Annotated in this window: 15 protein-coding genes; 12 read left to right on the forward strand and 3 right to left on the reverse strand. The window is 37.1% G+C overall.

Annotated features, from left to right (window positions below):
* The first annotated feature begins 91 nt into the window (after positions 1-91).
* The 4 genes from ACFINF_RS02680 (at position 92) to ACFINF_RS02695 (ending at position 8,080) form a co-directional block, all read left to right on the forward strand.
* Positions 92-982 carry an outer membrane protein gene (locus ACFINF_RS02680; RefSeq protein ID WP_375619563.1) on the forward strand — a complete coding sequence of 297 codons (891 nt, stop codon included), beginning with the start codon at positions 92-94 and terminating at the stop codon, positions 980-982.
* Between the two features lie 1,465 nt (positions 983-2,447).
* Entirely contained in the window at positions 2,448-4,247 is a 1,800-nt protein-coding gene (locus ACFINF_RS02685; protein ID WP_375619564.1) for a porin, read from the forward strand.
* 247 nt (positions 4,248-4,494) lie between these two features.
* Positions 4,495-7,410, forward strand: coding sequence for an isoleucine--tRNA ligase (gene ileS, locus ACFINF_RS02690; RefSeq protein WP_375619565.1), 2,916 nt, complete (start codon positions 4,495-4,497; stop codon positions 7,408-7,410).
* Positions 7,411-7,588: 178 nt separating this feature from the next.
* Positions 7,589-8,080, forward strand: coding sequence for a hypothetical protein (locus ACFINF_RS02695; RefSeq protein ID WP_375619566.1), 492 nt, complete (start codon positions 7,589-7,591; stop codon positions 8,078-8,080).
* A gap of 631 nt (positions 8,081-8,711) precedes the next feature.
* Here the strand turns inward: ACFINF_RS02695 and ACFINF_RS02700 are convergent.
* Positions 8,712-9,164, reverse strand: coding sequence for a nucleoside deaminase (locus ACFINF_RS02700; RefSeq protein WP_375619567.1), 453 nt, complete (start codon positions 9,162-9,164; stop codon positions 8,712-8,714).
* A 269-nt stretch (positions 9,165-9,433) separates the two neighbouring features.
* On the opposite strand from ACFINF_RS02700, the gene ACFINF_RS02705 reads away from it, so the two are divergent.
* The 8 genes from ACFINF_RS02705 to lpxK all read left to right on the forward strand — a co-directional run bounded on the left by ACFINF_RS02705 (position 9,434) and on the right by lpxK (position 20,537).
* Positions 9,434-10,834 (forward strand): pseudouridine synthase, encoded by a 1,401-nt coding sequence (locus ACFINF_RS02705; RefSeq protein WP_375619568.1) that lies wholly within the window; start codon positions 9,434-9,436, stop codon positions 10,832-10,834.
* The gene (gene rsmD / locus ACFINF_RS02710) at positions 10,815-11,381 is read left to right on the forward strand and encodes a 16S rRNA (guanine(966)-N(2))-methyltransferase RsmD (protein ID WP_375619569.1); all 567 of its coding nucleotides are present in this window, start codon (positions 10,815-10,817) and stop codon (positions 11,379-11,381) included. The genes ACFINF_RS02705 and rsmD overlap by 20 nt, the downstream gene beginning before the upstream one ends.
* Positions 11,382-12,179: 798 nt before the next feature.
* Entirely contained in the window at positions 12,180-12,629 is a 450-nt protein-coding gene (locus ACFINF_RS02715; RefSeq protein WP_375619570.1) for a hypothetical protein, read from the forward strand.
* 1,699 nt (positions 12,630-14,328) lie between these two features.
* Complete coding sequence (locus ACFINF_RS02720; RefSeq protein WP_375619571.1) at positions 14,329-15,660, forward strand: TldD/PmbA family protein; 1,332 nt, start codon at positions 14,329-14,331, stop codon at positions 15,658-15,660.
* Positions 15,647-16,450 (forward strand): 3'(2'),5'-bisphosphate nucleotidase CysQ, encoded by an 804-nt coding sequence (locus tag ACFINF_RS02725; RefSeq protein ID WP_375619572.1) that lies wholly within the window; start codon positions 15,647-15,649, stop codon positions 16,448-16,450. Before ACFINF_RS02720 ends, ACFINF_RS02725 begins: the two co-directional genes overlap by 14 nt.
* A 46-nt stretch (positions 16,451-16,496) precedes the next feature.
* On the forward strand, positions 16,497-16,742 hold the full coding sequence (locus ACFINF_RS02730; protein ID WP_375619573.1) for a DUF4170 domain-containing protein: 246 nt from the start codon (positions 16,497-16,499) through the stop codon (positions 16,740-16,742).
* Between the two features lie 1,442 nt (positions 16,743-18,184).
* Positions 18,185-19,507 carry a lipid IV(A) 3-deoxy-D-manno-octulosonic acid transferase gene (gene waaA, locus ACFINF_RS02735; protein ID WP_375619574.1) on the forward strand — a complete coding sequence of 441 codons (1,323 nt, stop codon included), beginning with the start codon at positions 18,185-18,187 and terminating at the stop codon, positions 19,505-19,507.
* Complete coding sequence (gene lpxK / locus ACFINF_RS02740) at positions 19,497-20,537, forward strand: tetraacyldisaccharide 4'-kinase (RefSeq protein ID WP_375619575.1); 1,041 nt, start codon at positions 19,497-19,499, stop codon at positions 20,535-20,537. Before waaA ends, lpxK begins: the two co-directional genes overlap by 11 nt.
* Positions 20,538-20,556: 19 nt before the next feature.
* On the opposite strand, the gene ACFINF_RS02745 is transcribed toward lpxK, so the two are convergent.
* Positions 20,557-20,793, reverse strand: a complete 237-nt coding sequence (locus ACFINF_RS02745; RefSeq protein ID WP_012754677.1) for a DUF2093 domain-containing protein — start codon at positions 20,791-20,793, stop codon at positions 20,557-20,559.
* Between the two features lie 109 nt (positions 20,794-20,902).
* The gene (gene mutL, locus ACFINF_RS02750) at positions 20,903-22,756 is read right to left on the reverse strand and encodes a DNA mismatch repair endonuclease MutL (protein WP_375619576.1); all 1,854 of its coding nucleotides are present in this window, start codon (positions 22,754-22,756) and stop codon (positions 20,903-20,905) included.
* Between the last annotated feature and the right edge of the window lie 2 nt (positions 22,757-22,758).

Genomic DNA, 22,758 nt, shown 5'->3' on the forward strand with positions numbered 1-22,758 from the left:
GCTTTTATTTGTATGACTGTGACATTTTTACTACAGCTTTTCTATCTATAATCTTGTAAGGTCATTTTATAGTTAATTTAGGAGCAAAATTATGAATACAAAATATTTAATAGCAACTTCTGTTGCCGCTTTAATTTCAGCTTCTGCAGCACAAGCTGCTGATGTGATGATCCCTCATGAAGTCGCACCAGCAGTTATCGCAGCAGCCCCTTCGTTTTCTTGGACGGGTTTTTATCTTGGTGGTCAAGTTGGCAACTTTTCGAGTAAAACTAAAGTAACTATTCCAGGAGAAGAGAGAGAACTTTTCAAAAAAGATAACACACCTAGTCCTTCTGGTTTCATGGGTGGTATTTATGCAGGGTCTAACGTAGACCTCGGAAATGGTCTCATTCTCGGTGTTGAAACCGATGCAGTTTGGGCAGATCGTGAAGAATCAAAAAAAGCCCGTGAATTGACTCTTACTGAAAAAAATGCAGCAGATTTTAATGCTGCCCTTGAAAAAGCTAAGGTTGAATTAAAAGATCAGCAACAGTTTGAAAAAGGTGACAAGGTAACAGAAACGCACAGTTACAAAGAAAAATGGTCTGGTGCGACACGTGTCCGTATCGGTTTTGCTGCTGTTGACCGTATTATGCCTTATGTTGCTGGTGGTATTGCCTATGCGCAGGTACAGGGCATTCAATCCGTTGCAGGAAAAGGAGAGAGAGCTAAAGTTGAGCAGAAAGCTGACGGGGATGAAAAAGTGCCAGAAGCAGGAGCTAAGCAAAGCATAGATTTGACTGGTGGTGCTTGGGCTGATGAAACGAAGACAATGCTTGGTTTCACTATTGGCGGAGGTGTTGATTTTGCAATGACAGACAACGTTCTTTTACGTGCAGAATACCGTTACTCCGATTTTGGTAAAAAGAAATTTGCAAACGATACGCGTGAATTCAATTACAAAACCAATGACTTCCGTGTAGGTGTCGCTTACAAATTCTAATTTCGTAAAAATGAAATTAGAAGCATAAAAAATACTAAGGCCTCGTTTAACGGGGCCTTTATTTTATTAGCTCTCTATTCTATATCTCTTAATCCCCTATATTTTTATTTTATATCATTTTGTAATATAAGACTTTAAAGAAAAAAGTTTTATATTATAGAGGGCGAATTGGTGCTCCATATGGATTTTATAGTTACTGATTACATAAAATCTTATATCACGGCTATCATTTTACGCCTAAGGAAAAGTATTCAATTAATCTCAGAAATAGGAAAAGATCATAACCAGTGACTAACTTTATTCTGCATATGCCAGATTAGAGCAAGCGTATTGCGTATATCTGTTGGAGTAAGCTTTGGGAAATACAGTTTCATTGGGGAAGAATATGAAGATGTAAAGATAGAAACCAGTTTCCAACTTTACCATCTTCTTTTAATTTAGTTTTACGATTTTCAAAAGTATTTAGAGCAATGTCTTTTAAATAATGAAAATGAAGATGACGCATTGTCTTACGTTTTTGTTTATTGCATTCTTTTTATGGGATTACACTCCTCATGCAAAACAGAACGCCCCAAACGGAATACACTTGTTGTTGTGTATTCACACATTTGTTTTAAAGAAATATTTTTCAAAGTACATCAAGCCCACTTCATGTCAGTATTCGTGAGTGATATAAGACGGTAAAGCCTCCCAATAAAATAATATAAAATCTATAGAGCACCGCTATCTTTACACGCTTAATAAAAAGAGCAAGCTAGCATCATCATACAACTTTGCCAGCCATCAATGTTGTGGACAGATATTGGCTGTTAAAAGCGTTTATAAGAGGCATTTAAAATTCTTTTAATGTTTTTGATTAATACAATATGGAACAGGTTCTAAATGATAGAATCCTAAAGTATTAGTTTTTCATTCAACATGAAAACAATAAATTATCCTTATAAATCAAACTGATGTGTCATGATGAAGATGTTTATACAAAAAATCTAAAAGTTTTTTTGCGAGTGTTTGAATAAGTCCTTTGTTTTTCTTAATTTTAGATACAAAATACTATCGCTAAAGCACCAAAAGTAGATCATACTGATAAATAGATGAAACTTTGATGGCGCTTGGTTTTAAAAAAGGCAATATTTGATTTCACTGTTTGCGCTGGCATTGATTTTGCGATGACAGATGATAGTTTATTACATGCAGAATACTGTTATTCAGATTTCGGTAAAAAGAAATTTATAAAGAGTATTATCATTAATAGTTATGCGAAAATTTAATGAAAATGAATCGAACGTTAAGACACATAATTCTAGTGTGATTTAGTTTACAAATTCTCATTGAATGCAAAATTGAAGGTTTAAGAAGCCTTATTTTCAAAAAATTTTTATTTTTTTGTGAGTGTGTCATTTTTGCTACAGATCTTTCAAAAAAGATGCTCTATATACATTTCATTTTGGATATTTGGAGAGATTTTATGAGTACAAAACGTTTAATAACAGCGTCTATTTTTTCATTAATTTCAGCGTCTACAGCGCTAGCTGCTGATGTTATGATTCCTCATCAACCAGCACCATCGACTTCTTCTACCATTGTTGCCCCCACTTTTTCATGGACAGGTCTTTATTTAGGTGTCCAAGCTGGTGGTTTTTCGAGCAAATCTGATATGGCTCTTGTTGATCAAGAAAAGAATTTGCCACTAGATAAAGAGTTCTCTCCTAAACTTTCGGGTTTTGTAGGTGGTTTTTATGCAGGTTCTAATATTGATCTCGGTGATAACTTTATTTTTGGTGTCGACACGGATTTAATGATATCTGGTAAAAAACACACAAAGACAATTACCATAGGTGCGGCTGATAACACTACAGTAGAAAATGCAGTTGTAAGATCCCGCAGATCCACAAGCCCACGAACGCCTCTAGTCCCTCCAACCACACAAGCAGGAATAGGAACACAGGCACAAGCACAAGCACCAAAAGCCGCTTCAGGAGGATCTGCAGGTGCAGGAGCTACAGCAGTAGGGACTCCAGTAGCAGGATCCGCGTCAGAACAATCTGCTGCAATGCAATACAGTCAAGCACAAGCACAAGCAGGAGTAGCACAATCAAATCAAGCAGCAACAACTGGAAGTTCTGGCAATGTTAATGCAACAGCAAAACAACCAGTGGCAGTGGGAGGGGGAAATTCAGGAGTTTCAACACCACCATCAAAAACGCCATCTGCATCGCCAGTAGCACAATCAGCCTCCTCTAAAACAGTGCAAGCGGCATCGTCCTCATTGGGAAGATCAGATACAGGAGGGGCATCGTTAGGTGGGGTAGGTAGATCACAGTTAGCTACACCTAAATCGACATCCCTTACAACAGGAGTAGGAACACCAGTGCAGTCAGCATCGCGATCAGCTGTAGTAGATCAGTTATCAGGCGTAAGGGCAAATGGAGCTGATGCATCTGTAAAACCAGCAGCTGTATCAGGAGGGTCCGCACAAGTACAACCTGCACCAGTAAAACCCACCGTAACCGCACCAGGAGCACAGCCAGCAGAAAAAGCAGCTACCTCGGTACAACCATCAGCAGCAGAAAGAACAGTACCGAGCGGAGGGGCACTTGTACTCGCGAGATCAGGATCATCCAATGGAACAAGCGGAGCCCAAGGTCATCATAGTACTCATCATGGTAGCGGAAGTAATGCTAATCCGCATGGTGCATCTCATGGAGGTGTGCATGGCTCTGGCGCTCATGCGCATGGTGCTAATTCACATGCTTCTCGTTCTCATGGTGGACAGAATATGGCTGGATACGGTGCACAGAGTACACAAGCGGTGGATAAGAACAATTCCAGTGTATATGGTATAGAACAAATGAAAAAGCTGGCTTCTGAACTTGGTCTTGATCAAGAGGATGAAGTTGAAACTTTAAATCATACTTTCAAACAGAATTGGGGTGGTGCTACACGGGTACGTATTGGTTTTGCGGCTGATCGCTTTATGCCTTATCTTGCTGGTGGTATTGCTTATGGGCAGTTCCAAGACACTGTATCAATATCCGTTAAGGATGAGGATGGAAGAGTCGTTTCTTCTAAGAACTTAGCTGATGAAACAAAAACCATGATTGGTTACACACTTGGTGGTGGCGTTGATTTCTCGCTTCTGGATAATGTGATTGTACGTGCCGAATATCGTTACTCTGATTTTGGTAAAAAGAAATTTGCAAAGGAAAAACTTGAAGTTAATTACAAAACCAATGATTTCCGTGTTGGTGTAGCTTATAAATTCTAATCTTTTAAAGAGTAAATTTCTAAAAGGCTCCACTGTCAGTGGAGCCTTTATTTTTTTAAGATCACTTTTTGGTTTCTTTTCTTGTTAATTTCATGATAAAGCCCATAGAGTGTAATGATATATTTTCCTGATCGCTGCTTAATACGAATGATAAGCTGGGCTTTCCCTATAGATAAAAACCAGAGTTGCAGGATTCAGGGAAGTTATGCAAAAATGAAATTGTAAAAGTGGACAGGGATATTTCACAATGACTGTGAAAAATGAAACAATAGATTATTCAAAAACTCTTTATCTCCCACAGACAAATTTTCCTATGCGTGCAGGGCTTCCGCAAAAAGAGCTTGAATTGATGGCGCGTTGGGAAAATATGGGGCTTTATGCGCAATTGCGCCAACAAGCAAAAGATCGTCCATTTTATATTCTTCATGATGGTCCACCTTATGCAAATGGTCATATTCATATTGGGCATGCTTTAAACAAAGTTCTAAAGGATGTGGTTGTCCGTTCATTCCAAATGCGCGGTTTTAATGCAAATTATGTACCTGGTTGGGATTGCCATGGGCTTCCAATTGAATGGAAAATTGAAGAAAAATATCGAGCACAAGGAAAAAATAAGGATGAGGTACCTCTTAACGAGTTTCGTAAAGAATGCCGTGAATTTGCACAGCATTGGGTAATCGTTCAAAGTGAAGAATTTAAACGCCTTGGTGTCGTGGGAGATTTTAACACGCCTTATACTACAATGGCGTTTCATGCAGAAGCACGCATTGCCAGTGAATTGATAAAATTTGCTATGTCAGATCAGATTTATCGTGGTTCCAAGCCGGTGATGTGGTCTGTTGTAGAGCGTACGGCTTTGGCAGAGGCTGAGATTGAGTATCATGATCATGAATCAGAGGTGATTTGGGTTAAATTTCCTGTTTTTGAAGCAAATTCTGATGATTTATATGGTGCTTATGTCGTCATTTGGACAACAACGCCGTGGACAATTCCTGCTAACCGTGCAGTGAGTTATTCTTTGCAGATTTCTTATGGTATTTACGAAGTTGAAAGTACTGAAAATGATTTTGGTCCTCAAGTTGGGGAAAAACTTCTCTTTGCTGATGCGTTAGCTATGAGTTGTGCAGAAAAAGCCAAACTTGTTTTGAAGCGTTTGCGTGTTATTTCTGCTGAAGAATTGAAAGCTCTTGTTCTTTCTCATCCACTCAAAGGTTTGGCTGGGGGGTATAACTTTAAAATTCCATTGCTTGATGGTTCGCACGTAACAGAGAGTGCTGGTACAGGTTTTGTTCATACAGCGCCAAGCCATGGGCGTGAGGACTTTGAAATTTGGAATGATTATAAGTCCTTACTGGAGCAAGCGGGGATTGATTCATCTATACCGTTTCCTGTTGATGATGCAGGGTTTTATACGAAAGATGTTCCAGGTTTGGGACCAGATCGTGAAGGAGGACCTGCACGTGTTATTGATGATAATGGAAAAATGGGTGATGCGAATAAAGAGGTCATTAACGCTTTAATTAAAGCAGATCGATTGTTTGCACGGGGGCGTTTAAAGCATTCCTATCCCCATAGTTGGCGTTCAAAAAAACCCGTTATTTTTCGCAATACACCGCAATGGTTTATTTCAATGGATAAAGATTTTGGGGATGGTTCAACTTTACGTAGTCGGGCTTTGGAAGCTGTTTCAAAAACGCGTTTTGTGCCGTCTTCTGGGCAAAACCGCCTAGCTTCGATGATAGAAGATCGTCCTGATTGGGTTCTTTCTCGTCAGCGTTCTTGGGGTGTTCCTATCTGTATTTTTGCGAATGAGGATGGTGTTATTCTAAAAGATGAAGGTGTGAACGAGCGTATTTTACGGGCTTTTGAAGCAGAAGGGGCAGATGCATGGTTTGCTGAAGGAGCACGTGAACGTTTTTTAGGCGAGCGTGCACATGAGCCTTGGATACAGGTTTATGATATTTTGGATGTTTGGTTTGATTCTGGAGCAAGCCATAGCTTTGTGTTAGAAGATCGGGCTGATTTGAAATGGCCTGCTGATGTTTATTTTGAAGGTTCAGATCAACATCGCGGATGGTTCCAATCTTCTCTTTTGGAAAGCTGTGGTACGCGTGCTTGCTCTCCCTATAAGGCGGTGATCACACACGGTTTTACTTTGGATGAGAATGGTAAGAAAATGTCTAAATCTTTAGGCAATACGGTTGTTCCGCAAGAGATCATTAAAACATCTGGAGCTGATATTTTTCGTCTCTGGGTTATGACAACTGATTATTGGGAAGATCAGCGTTTAGGCAAAAAAATCCTTCAAACAAATGTGGATTCATATCGTAAACTACGCAATGCAATTCGTTGGATGCTTGGAACTTTAGCATATGATGATGGAGAAGAAATATCTTATGGTGCACTGCCGGATCTTGAAAAATTTATATTGCATAGGCTTTTTGAACTTGATCAGTTGATTAATCGCGCTTACGATGAATTTGACTTTAAAAAGATTATGCGTGCATTATTGGATTTTTCAATCATTGAGTTATCGGCATTTTATTTTGATATCCGCAAGGATTCTCTTTATTGTGATGCGCCTTCATCAAAAAAACGCAAATCCTCCTTGCAGGTTGTCCGTGAGATTTTTGAGCGTATGGTAACATGGCTTGCTCCAATGTTGCCTTTTACTATGGAGGAAGCTTGGTTAGAGCGTTACCCAGAAAGCCAGTCTGTGCATTTAGAACAATTTCGCTCTGTACCAGAAGAATGGCAAAATCAATCTTTGTCTGAGCGTTGGAAAAAAATTCGGCAGGTCCGTAAAGTTGTTACAGGTGCTTTAGAGCTTGAACGCGTTGATAAGCGTATTGGATCCTCGTTAGAAGCCGCTCCTGTTGTTTTTATTTCCAATCCGGCTTTACGAGAAGCAATAGAAAATGTGGATATGGCGGAGATCTGTATTACCAGTGCACTCACAATTACGCGGGATACAATACCTTCCGATGCTTTTACTTTGAATGATGTTGAAGGTGTTGGTGTATATCCAGAGAAGGCATTAGGAAAAAAATGTGCTCGATCATGGCGTTATACACAAGATGTTGGGAGTGATCCTGCTTATCCGGATGTATCTGCTCGTGATGCAGCTGCTTTGCGGGAATTGCAGATTCTTGGCAAGATTTAAAATTTTAGATCAAAGGAAAGAAATGCAAGTAAATTTCTCATATTGATGAATATAGTTTTTTGTGGTACGAGGAAAATTCCGTTGTTTTATCTGCAGGGGGGGAAATTTGTGTATGGACCGTTCTCTCATAAATAACGGGAATATTAATCAGCCATATACTTAGGAAATGGAATAGGCAGTGAGAAAACGTGAAATAAAAATATTTCCAATAGGAATTTTAGGGATGTGCTTTGTTTTAACGGGATGCAGTTTATCCGCTCCTACCTATGGTACCGATAAACCAGTTTCGATACAGTTTTTTGAAGATGTTGCTAATATTACTTCATTAACACCAACAAATAACAGTAGCCAGATTGTTATGAAACCTCATCCAAAACTTGTAATACCAAGCCCTAGTTCGCGCAGATTTTTACCGATTCCACAACAAGATAGATCTGTCCATGAAATAGCAGCATCGAAGAAGCATCAAGGAATTACTTCTTTTCCTCACAAAGGATCGTCAGTTAATGGCGCTGGTTCAGAAAACCCTTCACAGTTGAATGCGAAGCAACGACAGGAATATTTACGTCGTCAGAGAGCACAAGTTGGAAGTTCAAAATACCGTCGCTATCTTACTGAACCACCTTTAATTTATCGCCAACCAGCAAAAACCGCACCTATTGGTCGATAGGGAAAAGACAAAATATTTAAAGTAAAGTATTTTTCCAATTACTTATGATACCAGGCTCTTATTCACGCAGAGTTATAATGCTGCTGAGGGGTATTATTCTCATGAAATAGCAACAGCATCGAGAGAATCCTTACGCGTTTCCTAAAAAGAAACATTTCTCAAGCTCATTTTACAACATCGCTCATGTGAATAGTATAACGTAAAATCTATAGTGCTTCACTATCTTTATGCTTAGGAAGGAGAAAGCTGATACTATCATTTTATTTTCTAGACTCCATTAGTTGCGACAATTCTTGCATTTGAGAGCCTTCATAAGGGACATTTTTAGTCTTTTCTAAAACGTTCCTTATCTAGACGATAATCCCGTTTATGATATGCAAGGAAGAGATTTTTATTGATTCAATATAATTTGAAATGAGAGTATATCTACGATATTTTGGACTTTGTATTTTATATACAAAATAATGAATTATTCTTATGAATGAATGTATCATCTAATAGAAGCAATATGCAGCATTAAAAGAGAGAAAAAATGCTTCGAAATGGCTTTTGCTATATATATCAGAGGAATTAATAGTTTTTTTTCGAGAAATAGGATAGTTTTTAAAGAGTGAAAGTTATGGAAGAAGAATTATTTTTCCTCACGCTTTTGTACAAAAAAATCTTTAAGTAATTGAGCAGCTTCTTTTTCTTTAAAACCAGAATAAATCTCAGGTTTGTGATGACAGGTTGGTTGCTGATAAAAACGTGGGCCATTTTCTATAGCTCCCCCTTTGGGATCATTTGTTGCGTAATAGAGACGTCGTATACGTGCAAATGAAATGGCAGCAGCACACATAGCACAAGGCTCAAGTGTTACATAAAGATCGCAATCAGGAAGCCTTTCGCTTTGCAATATTTCGCAAGCCATACGGATTGCACGCATTTCTGCGTGTCCTGTAGGGTCATATGCAGATTTTATAAAGTTACCAGCGCGTGCAATGATAGCTTTTTCACGTGTAATGACAGCGCCTACGGGAACTTCATTTTTTTTTGCAGCCCATTGCGCTTCTAAAAGGGCTATTTCCATGGGCGTCAAAGTCATAATATTCTTTCTACTGAAGGTATAGAAAATCTAAAGGTTATCTCGATAAGAAATGCGATGGAATGAATAATTTATTACGCTTTTATAATGAAAGGAATACCTCTATTTTTTAAAGTGTTTAAAACAAACGTGCAAGTCAACAGATACATTATTGTCGTTAAAGGATAGAAAATGATAAATGATTATGCTACTTCCTTTTTCAGGATAAGCGGTATGGTGCATGTGAATAATTTTCTGAACATACTGGCAAAGATTGGTTTGAAACGCAAATGAATGAAAATAATGAGAGTGAACGAATTGCTAAAAGGTTAGCGCGTGCTGGTGTTGCTTCGCGTCGAGATGCAGAAATGATGATTGTTGCAGGTCGCATTTCTGTAAATGGGACGGTCGTGACAACGCCTGCTTTTAATGTTAGCCGCTCTGATGTTATTAAAGTTGATGGCAAACCTTTACCTCCTATAGAACGAACGCGTTTATGGCTTTACCATAAGCCAGCAGGACTTGTCACCACGAACCGTGATCCTGAAGGCAGACCTACGGTATTTAGTAATTTACCAAAAGGAATGCCGCGTGTTCTTTCTGTTGGAAGGCTTGACATTAACACGGAAGGGCTTTTGCTTTTAACCAATGATGGTGGCTTAGCGCGTGTATTAGAGCTTCCTGTAACAGGATGGGTTCGCAAATATCGCGTCCGTGCTCATGGAAGAGTAAAGAAGAGCGCGCTGGATAACCTTAAAAATGGTATTGCGATTAATGGCATTTTTTATGGTTCGATTGAAGCATCAATTGAACGTGAACAAGGATCTAATATATGGCTTTCTGTCGCTTTGCGTGAAGGAAAAAATCGTGAAATAAAGAATGTTTTAGGGGCATTGGGATTATCAGTTAATCGATTAATACGTGTATCTTATGGTCCATTTCATCTCTCTGATTTAGAAGAAGGAGCCGTGCAAGAGTTAAAAGGGCGGATGTTACGAGATCAGTTGGGGGAGCGTTTGATTATGCAAGCCAATGCAGATTTTGATGCTCCTATTCTTAAGCCATTTTCAAATTCTGCAGTTGTTGCAGAAAAGCAAAGCCAGAAAGATCTTTCTGTTGCAAATGATGGTTGGGTTTTCTCAAGCGAAAGGGCGATACGGCGCCGACCAAGAGATGGTTCTGTTGAATATAGTCGTGCACGATTAAGTACAAAGTCTCATGAGAATGTAAAAAAGGAGAAAAGTGAGGAAGGAAAAGTAGAGCGTTTTCTACCGCGTTCTCGCCGTGCTAATGTTTGGATGGCTCCTGGTGCACGTCCGCAGAGTACACGTAGAAAGCCTCCCTATAGTGAGGAGAAATCGCATGATCATAAGAGCGATTTGGATGGTAGAAGATCCTTTCATCGAGGCAAGGAAAAACTAAAAGAAACTCCGTCACACAAAGAGAAGAGGGGAGGTTTTGTTCAAAAACGTGGCAAAACATCTTATGACGAGACGCATCCCTTTGGTAAGAAAGATCGCTTTTTTAAGGATAAAGAGAAAATGATAAAAAGTGGCCATGATGAGCATTCTTTTGAGAGAAAGAAAAAGGTAAAATCGTTTGGTGGTGCTATGAAAAAATCTAAACCACATAGGGATGGTGCAAAAACTTCAAAGCGATTTGGAGGTTCACGTGCGGATCATAGGCGGTAAATTTGCTGGGCGTGTTTTGTTTTCGCCTGTTAATCAGTCGATTCGCCCAACGAGTGATCGTACACGTGAAAGCCTTTTTAATATTCTTTCTAGCCGTGAAGAACAATTTTGGACCAATAAACGCATTCTTGATCTTTTTGCTGGTACTGGTGCTTTAGGCATCGAAGCACTTTCACGTGGAGCAAAGGCGGCTGTTTTTGTTGAGAACTCGGTTGAGGGGCGTGGGTTGCTTCAAAAAAATATAGAAGCCTTTGAATTACAGTCGATAGGACGGATTTTGCGTCGTGATGCGACCAAACTTGGCAATATTGGCACAATGCTCCCATTTGATGTTATCTGCGCTGATCCTCCTTATAGCCGTTGTTTAGGTGAACGTGCTTTCGTAGAAGCTTTGCGAGGGGGGTGGGCAAAAACTGATACACTCTTCATACTTGAAGAAAAGAAAGATACAATGATTCATTTACCTGACGTCTTTTATCTAGACGATGAGCGTTTTTATGGTGAGACAGCAATACGTCTTTATAAATTACGATCGTTTACATTTTGAGAAAGTTATTGTTTTGATCTAGGATGAAAAATGCTTCTTTACAGTTTTCTTCATTTTATATGGTTTTTAAAAGGTTAAGCAGAAAGTAAACAAAAGATTCTAATTTTAAAGGAATTGATGAATTTTGATTTCATTATGTTTTTTGTCTCAATCTCTCATTTTTTGAAGTTTTTTATAGCCCCAAGAGCGAGTCTTTTACAATATACGCCCTTTAATATAGAGAGGCCATCTGTTCTTTTGTCTAGCCAAAAATTGCTTTGAGGTGTAATGCTATTGGACCTAAATTAGCAGTATGTATTGCTGCTAATTTTTGTAAGTTATATGCTGATTTGTTAATTTCAGCTACATTAAAAGTGTAACACATTGCCAAAACTTTAGTGTATTATTAGCTTTACTACCGATGAATGTTTTTTCTCCAATAGGAATATATATTTCACGACAACAGTTATGATACTTTTTTCTAATTTCTTTCGGCTACACATTAATCCGCAACATCTCATTAGAAGCTGAAAGCTTTCAACTATGTAGTCTGCATTTATATCCTAAATAGTGCGTAACTTTTATTTTTGTTATTGTATAAACTTAAAAAAGATATTTTTTATTTAAGGTAGACAAGAGTGTTCATTATACTGAACTTTTGTGTGTTTATTTTATTAATATCGCTTGTTGAGTTAATAATTATATATTAAGTAAATCTGACAGTATGCAGTGTGTTATCGTTATTACATTTTTAAGAATAATTTTTATATTATTCTTTAGCAATAAAACTAAATGATTTCTAAAACAGGGAAGATTATCGTGTTTAAATGGATATATAGCGAAGAAATTAACACAGAAGCGAGTGCTGAGCAGATTTGGGCTATATGGGAAGATGTGGCATCATGGCCTTGCTGGGATAGTGAACTTGAATGGGTAGAACTTTCTGGTCCTTTCAAAGAAGGCGCTATAGGACGCATGAAACCTAAAAAGGGACCTACAGTAACTTTTACACTTGATAAAGTTATAAAAAATGTTTTCTTTTCTGATTATGCTAAACTTCCTCTTACTCATATGAGTTTTGATCATGAATATATTTGTTCAAAAAAATCTGATTCTTCAAATAACAAAATTCGCCATACTGTAACCATGTCTGGTTTACTTTCTCCTTTCTTTGGAATGATTATTGGGTCAAAAATTAAGTTACACCTTCGTGATGCAATGATTGAAATGAGCAGACGTGCTCTTATTGAAAACAAAATCATCTCGTAAGGGTGTGCATTTATAAAAAAGTTAATATCTTTACAAAGGCGCAGAAATCGTAGCCTTGTTAGAATGAAATCAGTTATGAGTATATAGCAAATCGATGAGCTATGATCTGGTTTTTAGTTAGTGGTTGAAATCGAGTCAAATCATCTGAGAAAATTAATTTTGCACCAAAGATCTTATAAAAGTCATTGAATTTTATTCAATATATAAAAGCTTATAAGGTGCGCATTTTTACTGAAAATAAAGAAAGTTGTAGAAGCTTATTTCTGCTCTTGTAAATCTGTAGGTCGATATTGTCATGATATTTCCTAGTTTCTAGTATTGCGATAGTTTTTGATTTGAGAGCATTTATAAAAGGCATTTTGACTCCTTCTTAAATAGGTTTTATCAATATTACCTCTATTCATGATTTGAGAGCGAATAGTTGTGATTTCCTCAATATAAATAAGTTTAAAATGGAGAAAATTTAATGATATTTGACTCTTTTATGCAAATTACAAAATGATCAATTATGATTATAAATCAAAGTGTTTTTTGATTAAAAGATGATGACTTTCTAGAGACTACAGCTTTAAAAGGCTCTAAAGAATAAATAAGCTCACTCTTAATTTCCGTAAAATTAATTTCGTATCATTGTATATATTTAGTTTAAATGTTTAAAAAAGCGATTTTTTAAAATGTGTACAGATATCCTAGTTTCTGCAAATATTTTTGTATCTGTTAAAACAATTATGAGCGATAAACTTGTCAAAATTAATTGGAAGAATACGCTTATTGCAGATTGAATTGAAAGATAAATACAACGTTGAGCTTCATATAAAAGTTTTATTGATTATCGTTTTATGACAATATTACGCTTCTTTATTTTTTAATGGAGGGGAAAGAGGAAAGAGTATAGTTCTTAAATCAAAATCTATCCAGTATCTTAGAATTTTTGTTTCAGGAAAAAGAAGTCAGTCAAATTATGCCTGTTTAATAACAAAATAACCGATTAAGGATGACGCATGAAAAAAATGAGATGCTCTCGATTAGACGTATTAGAAACGAGAGAGAATATTATGATTATAACTTATTTCTAATAAATATAAAAAATGAGTTCTTTGTGATACCACGTCCATGAGGGTAAAGAAGTTTATGACTGCTCATTTTATTGAAACCATAATGAAAGGAAAAATTTTTATTCCGTTTATGTTTTTTTGTTTACAAGATTGCCATCTTAATATGAGAGAGTTTATAGAAGAAAAGAAGTATACACAAATATAAGGCATTTTCTTGATTTTTGCTTGGAAATTAAAGAATGCTATAGGAATGAAGGAAGTTATTTGACTATCCAGAGGACATAAGGCTTGTGACTTAAGTCGTTTTATGCTTTTCGAATTTTTGAGGTTTTGGACTTAAATTCAAGTGTTATTGCTAGGTCTTTTGTTGATTGCCAAGTTTTCGGTTAATTTGATTATCAGTACAGATTGGGTTATCTAAAATGATAAGGGGCAATGAGAAATCTTGAAACTAAAGAAATTTTACGACATATTGCGTCTTTTCATAAAGAAGCTAAAAAGGAAATTATTCGATGCATTAAAAGAAAAAATGCATGAAATGTGCGTAATTTTATGAATAAACATACAAGAGTTATATTCTGATTTATATAAATTTGTCAGAGTGCTTATCAATGTAAATAATAAAATATTTTAGGGAGTCTATAATGACTGACAAAAACCAGATTGAGAAAGCTGTTTCACTGGTTGAAGCAGCAAGGCGTTCTGGGGCAGATGCTGCCGATGCCGTTATTGTTCATGCTCATTCTACCAGTGTATCAGTTCGTTTTGGGAAAGTCGAATCAACAGAAGCAGCAGAGAGCAATGATTTTACTCTAAGGGTTTTTGTTGGAAAAAAAGTAGCAAGTGTTTCTGCTAATTTAGCGTCTTATCCGCAAGAACTTGCGGAACGTGCTGTTGCGATGGCTAAAGCTTCTCCCGATAGTTTATTTGAAGGTTTGGCAGATAAAGAGTGTTTGGTTAAGTCTCCTAAAGATCTTGATCTTTTTGATGATTTTGTGCCAAGCAGTCATTTTTTAACAGAAGATGCTTTAAAAACAGAGGCAGCAGCTCTTGATGTTAAAGGTGTAAGTAATTCTGGTGGCGCTGCAACAGCTTATGGCCGGAGTGGGTTTATTCTTGTGACCAGCGATGGTTTTTGTGGAGCCTATCGCTCCAGTTGCTTTTCACGTTCTTGTAGTGCTCTTGCAGGTGAAGGAACACAGATGGAGCGGGATTATGATTATACAACAGCCTTACATTTTTCTGATTTAGAGGCAGCAGAAACTGTTGGAAAGAATGCAGGGTTTGGTGCTGTCCGACGTTTGGGTGCAGTTCGTGCGGCGACTGGGGGCGTTGATGTTATTTTTAATCCGCGTACGGCTCGCGGGATTGCAGGGCATATCGCATCTATGGTCAATGGAGCCTCTGTGGCTCGTAAAACAAGTCTTTTACAGAATTTCCTAGGCAAGGAAGTGATGAAGCCTAATGTTAATGTAACCGATCAACCTTTGCGATTACGTGGAAATGCTTCTCATCCTTTTGATGGAGAAGGGGTAGAGGGGCAAACACTCAATATTATTGAAAATGGTATTTTAAAAAGTTGGCTTCTTTCATCATCTACAGCACGTGAATTGGGACTTAAAACAAATGGACACGGTGTGCGTTCGGCATCATTAGTGCAGCCGACAAGTACAAATTTTGCTATTGAACCGGGTTTAGTATCGCCTTGCGATATGATAAAAGATTTGCGAAATGGATTTTATGTGACCGAATTATTCGGTCATGGCATTGATTTTATTACTGGTCAGTATAGTCGTGGGGCTTCCGGTTTTTGGATTGAAAATGGTGAAATTGCTTATCCGGTGAGTGAAGTAACGCTAGGTTCTGATTTGCTTCATATGTTAGCACATTTAACACCTGCCAATGATATTGATCGGCGTTATGGTACAGCGGCTCCAACATTGTTAATTGAAGGGATGACACTTGCAGGAAAATAACACGCATCATTCTTCTGATTTAAATCTTTTGCGGGATGTTTGTCGAGAGGCAGGAGATTTAGCAATGCGATATTTTGGATGCACGTTGGATGTTTGGATTAAAGAGGGTAATTCACCGGTCAGTGAGGCAGATTTTGCTGTTGATCATTTTTTGAAAGAGAAGCTTCTTGGAGCGCGTCCAAATTATGGATGGATTTCAGAAGAGACAAAAGATGATCGAGAGCAACAAGATTATAAACGCTTCTTTGTGGTTGATCCTATTGATGGAACACGAGGTTTTCTTTCTGGCAGTCCTTATTGGTGTATTTCGGTTGCCATTATTGAGAATGGGCGTCCTATTGTGGGCGTTCTACAATGTCCGGCTCAAGGAGATATTTATGCAGCTGTAATGGGTCGAGGGGCAACATTAAATGGGATAAAACTTCCTCGTTTAGCCTCGGGAGGACATCGAAAATATAAAATTTCACTTGATAAATCGCTCGCACAAAAATTACCAGATGATTTTCTCAATCGAGTCAGTCTTTACCATTATCTTCCTTCTCTTGCTTATCGTATTGTTCTTGTTGCTCAAGATGAAATTGATATCGTATTAGTTCGTCCGAATTGTCATGAATGGGATATTGCCGCTGCTGATCTTATTTTGCAGGAGTGTGGAGGGTGTTTTTTATCGCTCGATGCCCCTTTACTATCTTATGGAATTGAGCCTTACCAATATGGACTTTTAATTGCTGGTAAAAATAATTGCTGTCAAGATATGATAGATGTTGTTCGTCAAACAAAGTTAGTTTAATCACGTAAAAGCGCGCTAAAATAATCTAAATGATATGGAGGCACATATGACTGAAATCAACGAAAAAAAACAATATTTACATCTTGTATTTGGTGGGGAATTAAAAAACCTTAACAGTAACCAATTTAAGAATCCTGATGATTTAGATGTGGTTGGTATTTTCTCAGATTATCAATCCGCTCAAGAAGCGTGGCAGGCAAAAGCACAAAGCAGTGTAGATAATGCATTACAACGTTATTACATTGTAGATTTGCATCAGTTTCTTGATGCTGAGTTAGGCGATGCAGAATAAAGCTTGAATATCTGGTCATTATAGCCTGTAGATTGCTTCACGCTTTTGTTTAGCCGTCCTTTTCATAGGTACGTTTTTTGGGTAAAATAGAACGACGTAAAAAAGAATATGCTTGTTGTTTAAAATTCATATGTTTTCTTAAGGAAACATCTCTCAAGGCACCCAAGCACATTTCATAATGGTGTCCGTTCAGGGTATAAAATCCATTGTTGCATCACCATCTTTACACTTAATAGAAATGCAAGACAGTTCTATTAACCTATTTACAACAGCAATATTATCATGACAGCTATCACTCGAAGTTTATGATTATATTGTGAATAGTCACTCTGCTTTTGAATGGGGTATGAGACATTAATACGTTAAGATTAATAAAAAGAGTAGCATTATTAATGATATTAATTACTACTCCGTTGAGATTATTAGCACTCCCTACTTATCCATTGGAATTTTTCCAACAAATTATAATTATAAGCTTAGAAACCATGAAAGTCGCTAGAAACTTATCAAAATTAGAAATTTAGATAAACTGAATAGATTGATGAAGTTAACTTACCTCATAAGGGTTTCTTGAGTACTCGTTTAACACTACAATCTATAAATTAATCATTTTGTGTTGATTATATACAATATTAAAAGGAATAATATACCATGCGATCTCCTGGAAAGAGAGGATTTAAAATTTTGAAAACTCTTATTTAAATTGCTTTAAGATTTTTAAGAAATTTTTTATTAAACAAGATTGGATTTTTTTGGGTTATCTTTAAGAGATTATATCACAATTTAAAATGAGAACTTTATACCGTTCAAAAGTTTTTTTAAGATTAGTTTTACATATTCATTTTATTGAAATGAAATCATAGAGATTGGGCTTTCTTTTAAACATATTTTATTTGTTGTATTTATATAGGTTATAATATTTATATGGATTATTTTTTGAAAAATTGATAATACATAATATATGTAAAAATAAGTTTTTTCTCTAAAATACCAACGTGCAAAATTCAAAGTTTTACTAAAATCATAAGAAGTATTTATTCAGTGAGCTGAAAAAAATTGATACAATCTATGTTATAGGTTGTATGATATTTATCATTTATATTTTCAAAATTATAATCGACTGAAATGTGGCTTTGTTATTTTTTAAGTAAGATTTTTTATAGGGTGCAGAATGAAGTGATAAAATCGATATAAGTGACAAAATTTCATTAAAAGAGATTTAAATAATGTGTATATGCTATCTTTATAGGAAAATTAAAAAAAATATGGCGATAAAATTACGTTTTTTGTCCTTTATGTGTTGAATTTTCTCATGGGTGAAGCGTTTTTTGTTCAAGATATGGATGATATTAAAAAAATATGGATGTAACCAATAGTGTTGATGAATTTTTTAACAAAATAAGCATATAGATATCTTAAAGTAGCTGGATGAGGTGATTTAAATGGTAGAATTAAAGGCACATACGGCTCTTTTAAGCTATCGGATGATTGGTTTTTGCTTATGTCCTGTTATTCCTTTTTATTTGTTCTTTCGTGCTCTTCGTGGAAAAGAAGAGTGGTGTCGCAAAAAAGAGCGTTTAGGTAAAAGTTCTCATGTACGCCCCCAAGGTTCGTTAGTTTGGTTGCATGCAGCAAGTGTTGGAGAAACACTTGCACTTGTCCCACTTGTAAATTATATTTTATCATTGAAAATCAATGTGTTAATGACAACTGGGACTGTAACATCTTCTACTCTTGTGAAAAAACATTTTGGTAATAGGTTGATTCATCAATATGCTCCTTTGGATTTAGATTTTGCAGTGCGCCGTTTTATTAGTCATTGGAAGCCTGATCTCGCTTTGATTTGTGAATCAGAAATTTGGCCTCTTCGTATTAAAGAACTTGCAAAAATGCGTATTCCGCAGATTTTGGTTAATGCCCATATGTCTGAACATTCTTTTAAAGCTTGGCAAAAACGACGCGTTCTTGCCAAACATATTTTTAAGGATATTGATTTGGCGATTGGTCAAAACGAAAGAGATGTAGCTTATTACCATACACTTGGCGTAAAATCTGTTACGTTTTCTGGTAATCTCAAGGCTGATGTTTTTCTGGTTGAAAATCAAGCATTGCTTGCACGTTATCGTAATGCTATCGGCAATCGCCCAGTTTGGGCAGCTGTTTCAACGCATGAAGGGGAAGAGGAGATTGCTTTTGAGGTCCATAAGATTGTTAAAAATTATTTACCAGATTTATTAACAATTATTGTGCCTCGTCATCCTGAACGTTCAGAAGATCTTATCAGAAAATGCGACAATAAGGGATTACGTTTTATTCGTAGGAGTAGAGATGCTGTTCCAAACATGAATACCGATATTTTATGGGGAGATACAATTGGAGAAATGGGGCTTTTCCTTCGCTTATCGAAAGTTTCTTTCGTTGGTAAGTCGTTATGTGGAAATGGTGGACACAATCCATTGGAATTGGCTTTGCTTGGTTCCGCTATTTTGACAGGACCCCATGTTTCAAATTTTCAAGAGATGTTCGAAAAATTTTTAACGCATGATGCAGCATATATGGTTCAAGATACAAAACAGCTTGCTATTCAGGTGTATAAGCTTTTAACAAATGAAACATTGCGACAAGAAATGGTTGATAAGGCTCATGAAGTGGCGACAGATATGGCAGGTGCACTTGAGCGCACATTAAAGATTTTAGATCCATTTTTACAACCCCTTGTAATACAAACAGGTTTACGTCAGCGTCAGGGTAGATATGCATATTAGCGCCCCCCATTTTTGGTGGAAAAATAAAAGCTTTTTGCGTTTTGTATTAGCTCCAGTTTCATGGGGGTATGGTTATTTTTCAAGTTGTTTTATGGCAAGACAGCCCCCCGTGATTGACCTGCCAGTTTTGTGTATTGGAAATTTTACATGTGGCGGTGCGGGTAAAACGCCGGTTGTTATTGCTTTTACCAAAGTGGCTAAAGAACTTGGTTTCGTACCTGGTGTTGTATCACGTGGTTATGGTGGATCAGTTAAAGGGGTACATCTTGTAAATGAGAAATATGATACTCCACACAATGTTGGAGATGAAGCACTTTTACTTGCACGGCATGCTTTTGTAGCTGTATCACCTAATCGTTATGCAGCGGCACAAAGGCTTAAGCAAGAGGGATGTAATCTTATTTTAATGGATGATGGATTTCAAAGTCGCCGTCTTTATATGGATTATACGTTACTCGTTGTTGATGCGATGCGCGGTTTCGGTAATGGAGCTGTCTTTCCAGCAGGACCTTTGCGTGTACCATTAAAAACGCAGTTTTCTTTTATGGATAGTGTTTTATTGATTGGTCACTCCGATGCGCCTGATAATGTTGCTTTTCTTATTTCTCGTACTGGAAAGCCTTTATATCGTGCTCATCTTAAAGCCAGTGCCTCTGATGAGGTTTCAGGAAAATCATTTTTGGCATTTGCCGGTATTGGCAATCCAGATAAATTTTTTAAATCTATTAAAGAATTGTCTGGTCATGTGGTGCAAACTTACATGTATCCAGACCACTATTTTTTCACAGATGAAAATTTAAAAAGCCTTATACAAAAGGCTAAAATGCACAATTTATGGCTAGCAACAACAGCTAAAGATTATATCCGTATACAGACAATTCACACGCAAAAAGATTTGAAAAATCTTATTGTCTTTGATGTGAATGTTGATTTTGTTCAGAAAGATTTCTGTCGTATAGTCCTTGAGGAGGTCATGACCCGCTTTAGAAAACGTTCCCTTGAGTTTTCTTATCTAAAAGGTAAAGGCTAAATTTATAGCTTTCGAGGGTTTATTTTTCTTTTGTTTTTAACAATTGCTTGAGATATGGGTTGCACTCAAGTTCGCGCTGATAGGAGATTTCACAACTAGCATATGCTTCTTGACGGTGATGATTCCAATATTTCAAATCATCTATAGGGATTTTTTGTCCGCTGACAGCACAAATGGTATAGGAACCATATTCTATAATGTCATATCCATTATTAGAATAATGAATTTTTGCTTCGCGTTCACTATCGGAAAACATTATAACTCCTTTTTACTGATACAAGAGATTTAAGAAAAGTGCCATAAGATATATTATAAAGTCGAGAGTTAATTTAAAAATATTTTTCTTGTCAAAACTGGTTAAGAGTTTATTTTCTGCCAAAAAGCCGTTCTATATCTGCCAATTTAAGTTCAATATAAGTAGGGCGTCCATGATTACATGTACTTGTATTGGGTATTGCCTCCATTTGTCGCAACAGTGTGTTCATTTCTTCGGGGCGTAAAAGGCGCCCTGACCGTATTGAACCGTGACAAGCCATCGTAGCTGCAACATAATCAAGCATTGCTTTTAAATTGTTTGTTGTATCATACTCAGCGGCTTCATCTGCGAGATCTTTAATAAGGGCTTGGACGTTGATCTCTCCTAACATGGAAGGTGTTTCACGCACAACAATTGCTCCTGGTCCAAATGGTTCTATTCCTAATCCAAATTTTTGCAAAGCATCTTTATGGGTTAAAAGGCATGTTGCATCCTCTTCAGAGAGTTCTACAATTTCAGGAATAAGTAATAACTGTGAAGGAAGCGGTTTGGAATAAAGTGCATTTTTGAGTGCTTCATAAACCAATCGTTCGTGAGCTGCATGCTGATCGACAATGATCAAACTATCTTGTGTTTGGGCAATAATATAGTTTTTATGGATTTGTGCTCTGGCCGCTCCTAATGGATAAGATAACTCTTCTGATGAAGATGTAGTGTTTGGAATGTATGCATCCCCACTTGGTATATTTAAGCCCTCCATAATAGGAGTAGCATCTTCTTTTAAACCAGAAGAACTAGTAATATCCAATGGTTTGTGAACCATTGAAGCGGTGGCAAAATGATGAGGCTGTGGGCTATAAGAAGAGGACTGGTGCGTATTCTTAAAATTGCCTAACGGTTGTTGTGCCAATGGTTTTTGTATTTGAAATGCAGCTAGCGTTGCTTCAGAACGGGTTGAAGTAGGACGAATACCGGATTGCTGTAATGCTTCACGAATAGCTCCAACGATCAAACCACGAATTAATCCTGGATCACGGAATCGTACATCAGCTTTGGCTGGATGTACATTAACATCTACCTCAGCAGGTGGGAGATCAATAAAAAGAATAGCGACAGGATAACGATCTCGTGTCATGACGTCAGCATAAGCGCCTCGGATAGCGCCCCATAGAAATTTATCACGCAGGGGACGCCCATTAACATAAGCAAATTGATGAAGGCTGTTATTTCGGTTGAAAGATGGCAAACAGGCAAAACCCGTTAAGCGCACTGCTTCGCGTTCAGCATTCAGTGCAATGCTATTAGGGGCGAATTCTTTTCCCATAATTTGCGTAATACGTTGTAATTGACCTTGAATATTATTTTCTGTAGCGGACAGTTCCATAGATGTTCTGTCTAGTCCTGAAAGAGAAAAGCGGATATGTGGAAATGCGATAGCAATTCGCTTAATCATATCGCTAATAGCATTTGTTTCAGCCCGATCAGTTTTCATAAATTTTAATCGTGCCGGCGTGACAAAGAAAAGATCACGAACTTCAACAATTGTTCCAAGGTTTGCAGCAGCTGGTTTGGGTCCTACAATTTTTCCTGCAGTAACGGAAATTTCAGCAGCGCTCTCAGCATCTTTTGTTCGTGAAATGAGTTTAAGTTTAGCAACAGAACCAATAGAGGGGAGGGCTTCTCCTCTAAACCCAAGGAAGCAGATATTGTGTACGTCATTGGTAATCTTTGAGGTACAATGGCGAGAAACTGCTAAAGTTAACTGATCTGCAGGAATTCCATAACCATTATCACTCACCTTTATAAAATTTTTTCCACCATTTGCTGTAATAATTTCGATGCGTGTTGCACCAGCATCAATAGCGTTTTCAACAAGTTCTTTAACAACATTTGCTGGTCGTTCAATAACTTCACCAGCGGCGATTTGATTAATAATATTTTCGCTAAGATGGCGTATAATCATAA

It is taken from the genome of Bartonella sp. TS25HLJMH (genome assembly GCF_042193505.1).
GTDB lineage: Bacteria > Pseudomonadota > Alphaproteobacteria > Rhizobiales > Rhizobiaceae > Bartonella > Bartonella grahamii.

Coding starts and splice junctions, on each gene's coding strand:
- waaA (WP_375619574.1), top strand. CDS start 18,185: ATGGTAGAATTAAAGGCACATACGGCTCTTTTAAGCTATCGGATGATT.
- ileS (WP_375619565.1), top strand. CDS start 4,495: ATGACTGTGAAAAATGAAACAATAGATTATTCAAAAACTCTTTATCTC.
- ACFINF_RS02745 (WP_012754677.1), bottom strand. CDS start 20,793: ATGTTTTCCGATAGTGAACGCGAAGCAAAAATTCATTATTCTAATAAT.
- ACFINF_RS02720 (WP_375619571.1), top strand. CDS start 14,329: ATGACTGACAAAAACCAGATTGAGAAAGCTGTTTCACTGGTTGAAGCA.
- ACFINF_RS02730 (WP_375619573.1), top strand. CDS start 16,497: ATGACTGAAATCAACGAAAAAAAACAATATTTACATCTTGTATTTGGT.
- ACFINF_RS02680 (WP_375619563.1), top strand. CDS start 92: ATGAATACAAAATATTTAATAGCAACTTCTGTTGCCGCTTTAATTTCA.
- mutL (WP_375619576.1), bottom strand. CDS start 22,756: ATGATTATACGCCATCTTAGCGAAAATATTATTAATCAAATCGCCGCT.
- ACFINF_RS02700 (WP_375619567.1), bottom strand. CDS start 9,164: ATGACTTTGACGCCCATGGAAATAGCCCTTTTAGAAGCGCAATGGGCT.
- lpxK (WP_375619575.1), top strand. CDS start 19,497: ATGCATATTAGCGCCCCCCATTTTTGGTGGAAAAATAAAAGCTTTTTG.
- ACFINF_RS02705 (WP_375619568.1), top strand. CDS start 9,434: ATGAATGAAAATAATGAGAGTGAACGAATTGCTAAAAGGTTAGCGCGT.
- ACFINF_RS02685 (WP_375619564.1), top strand. CDS start 2,448: ATGAGTACAAAACGTTTAATAACAGCGTCTATTTTTTCATTAATTTCA.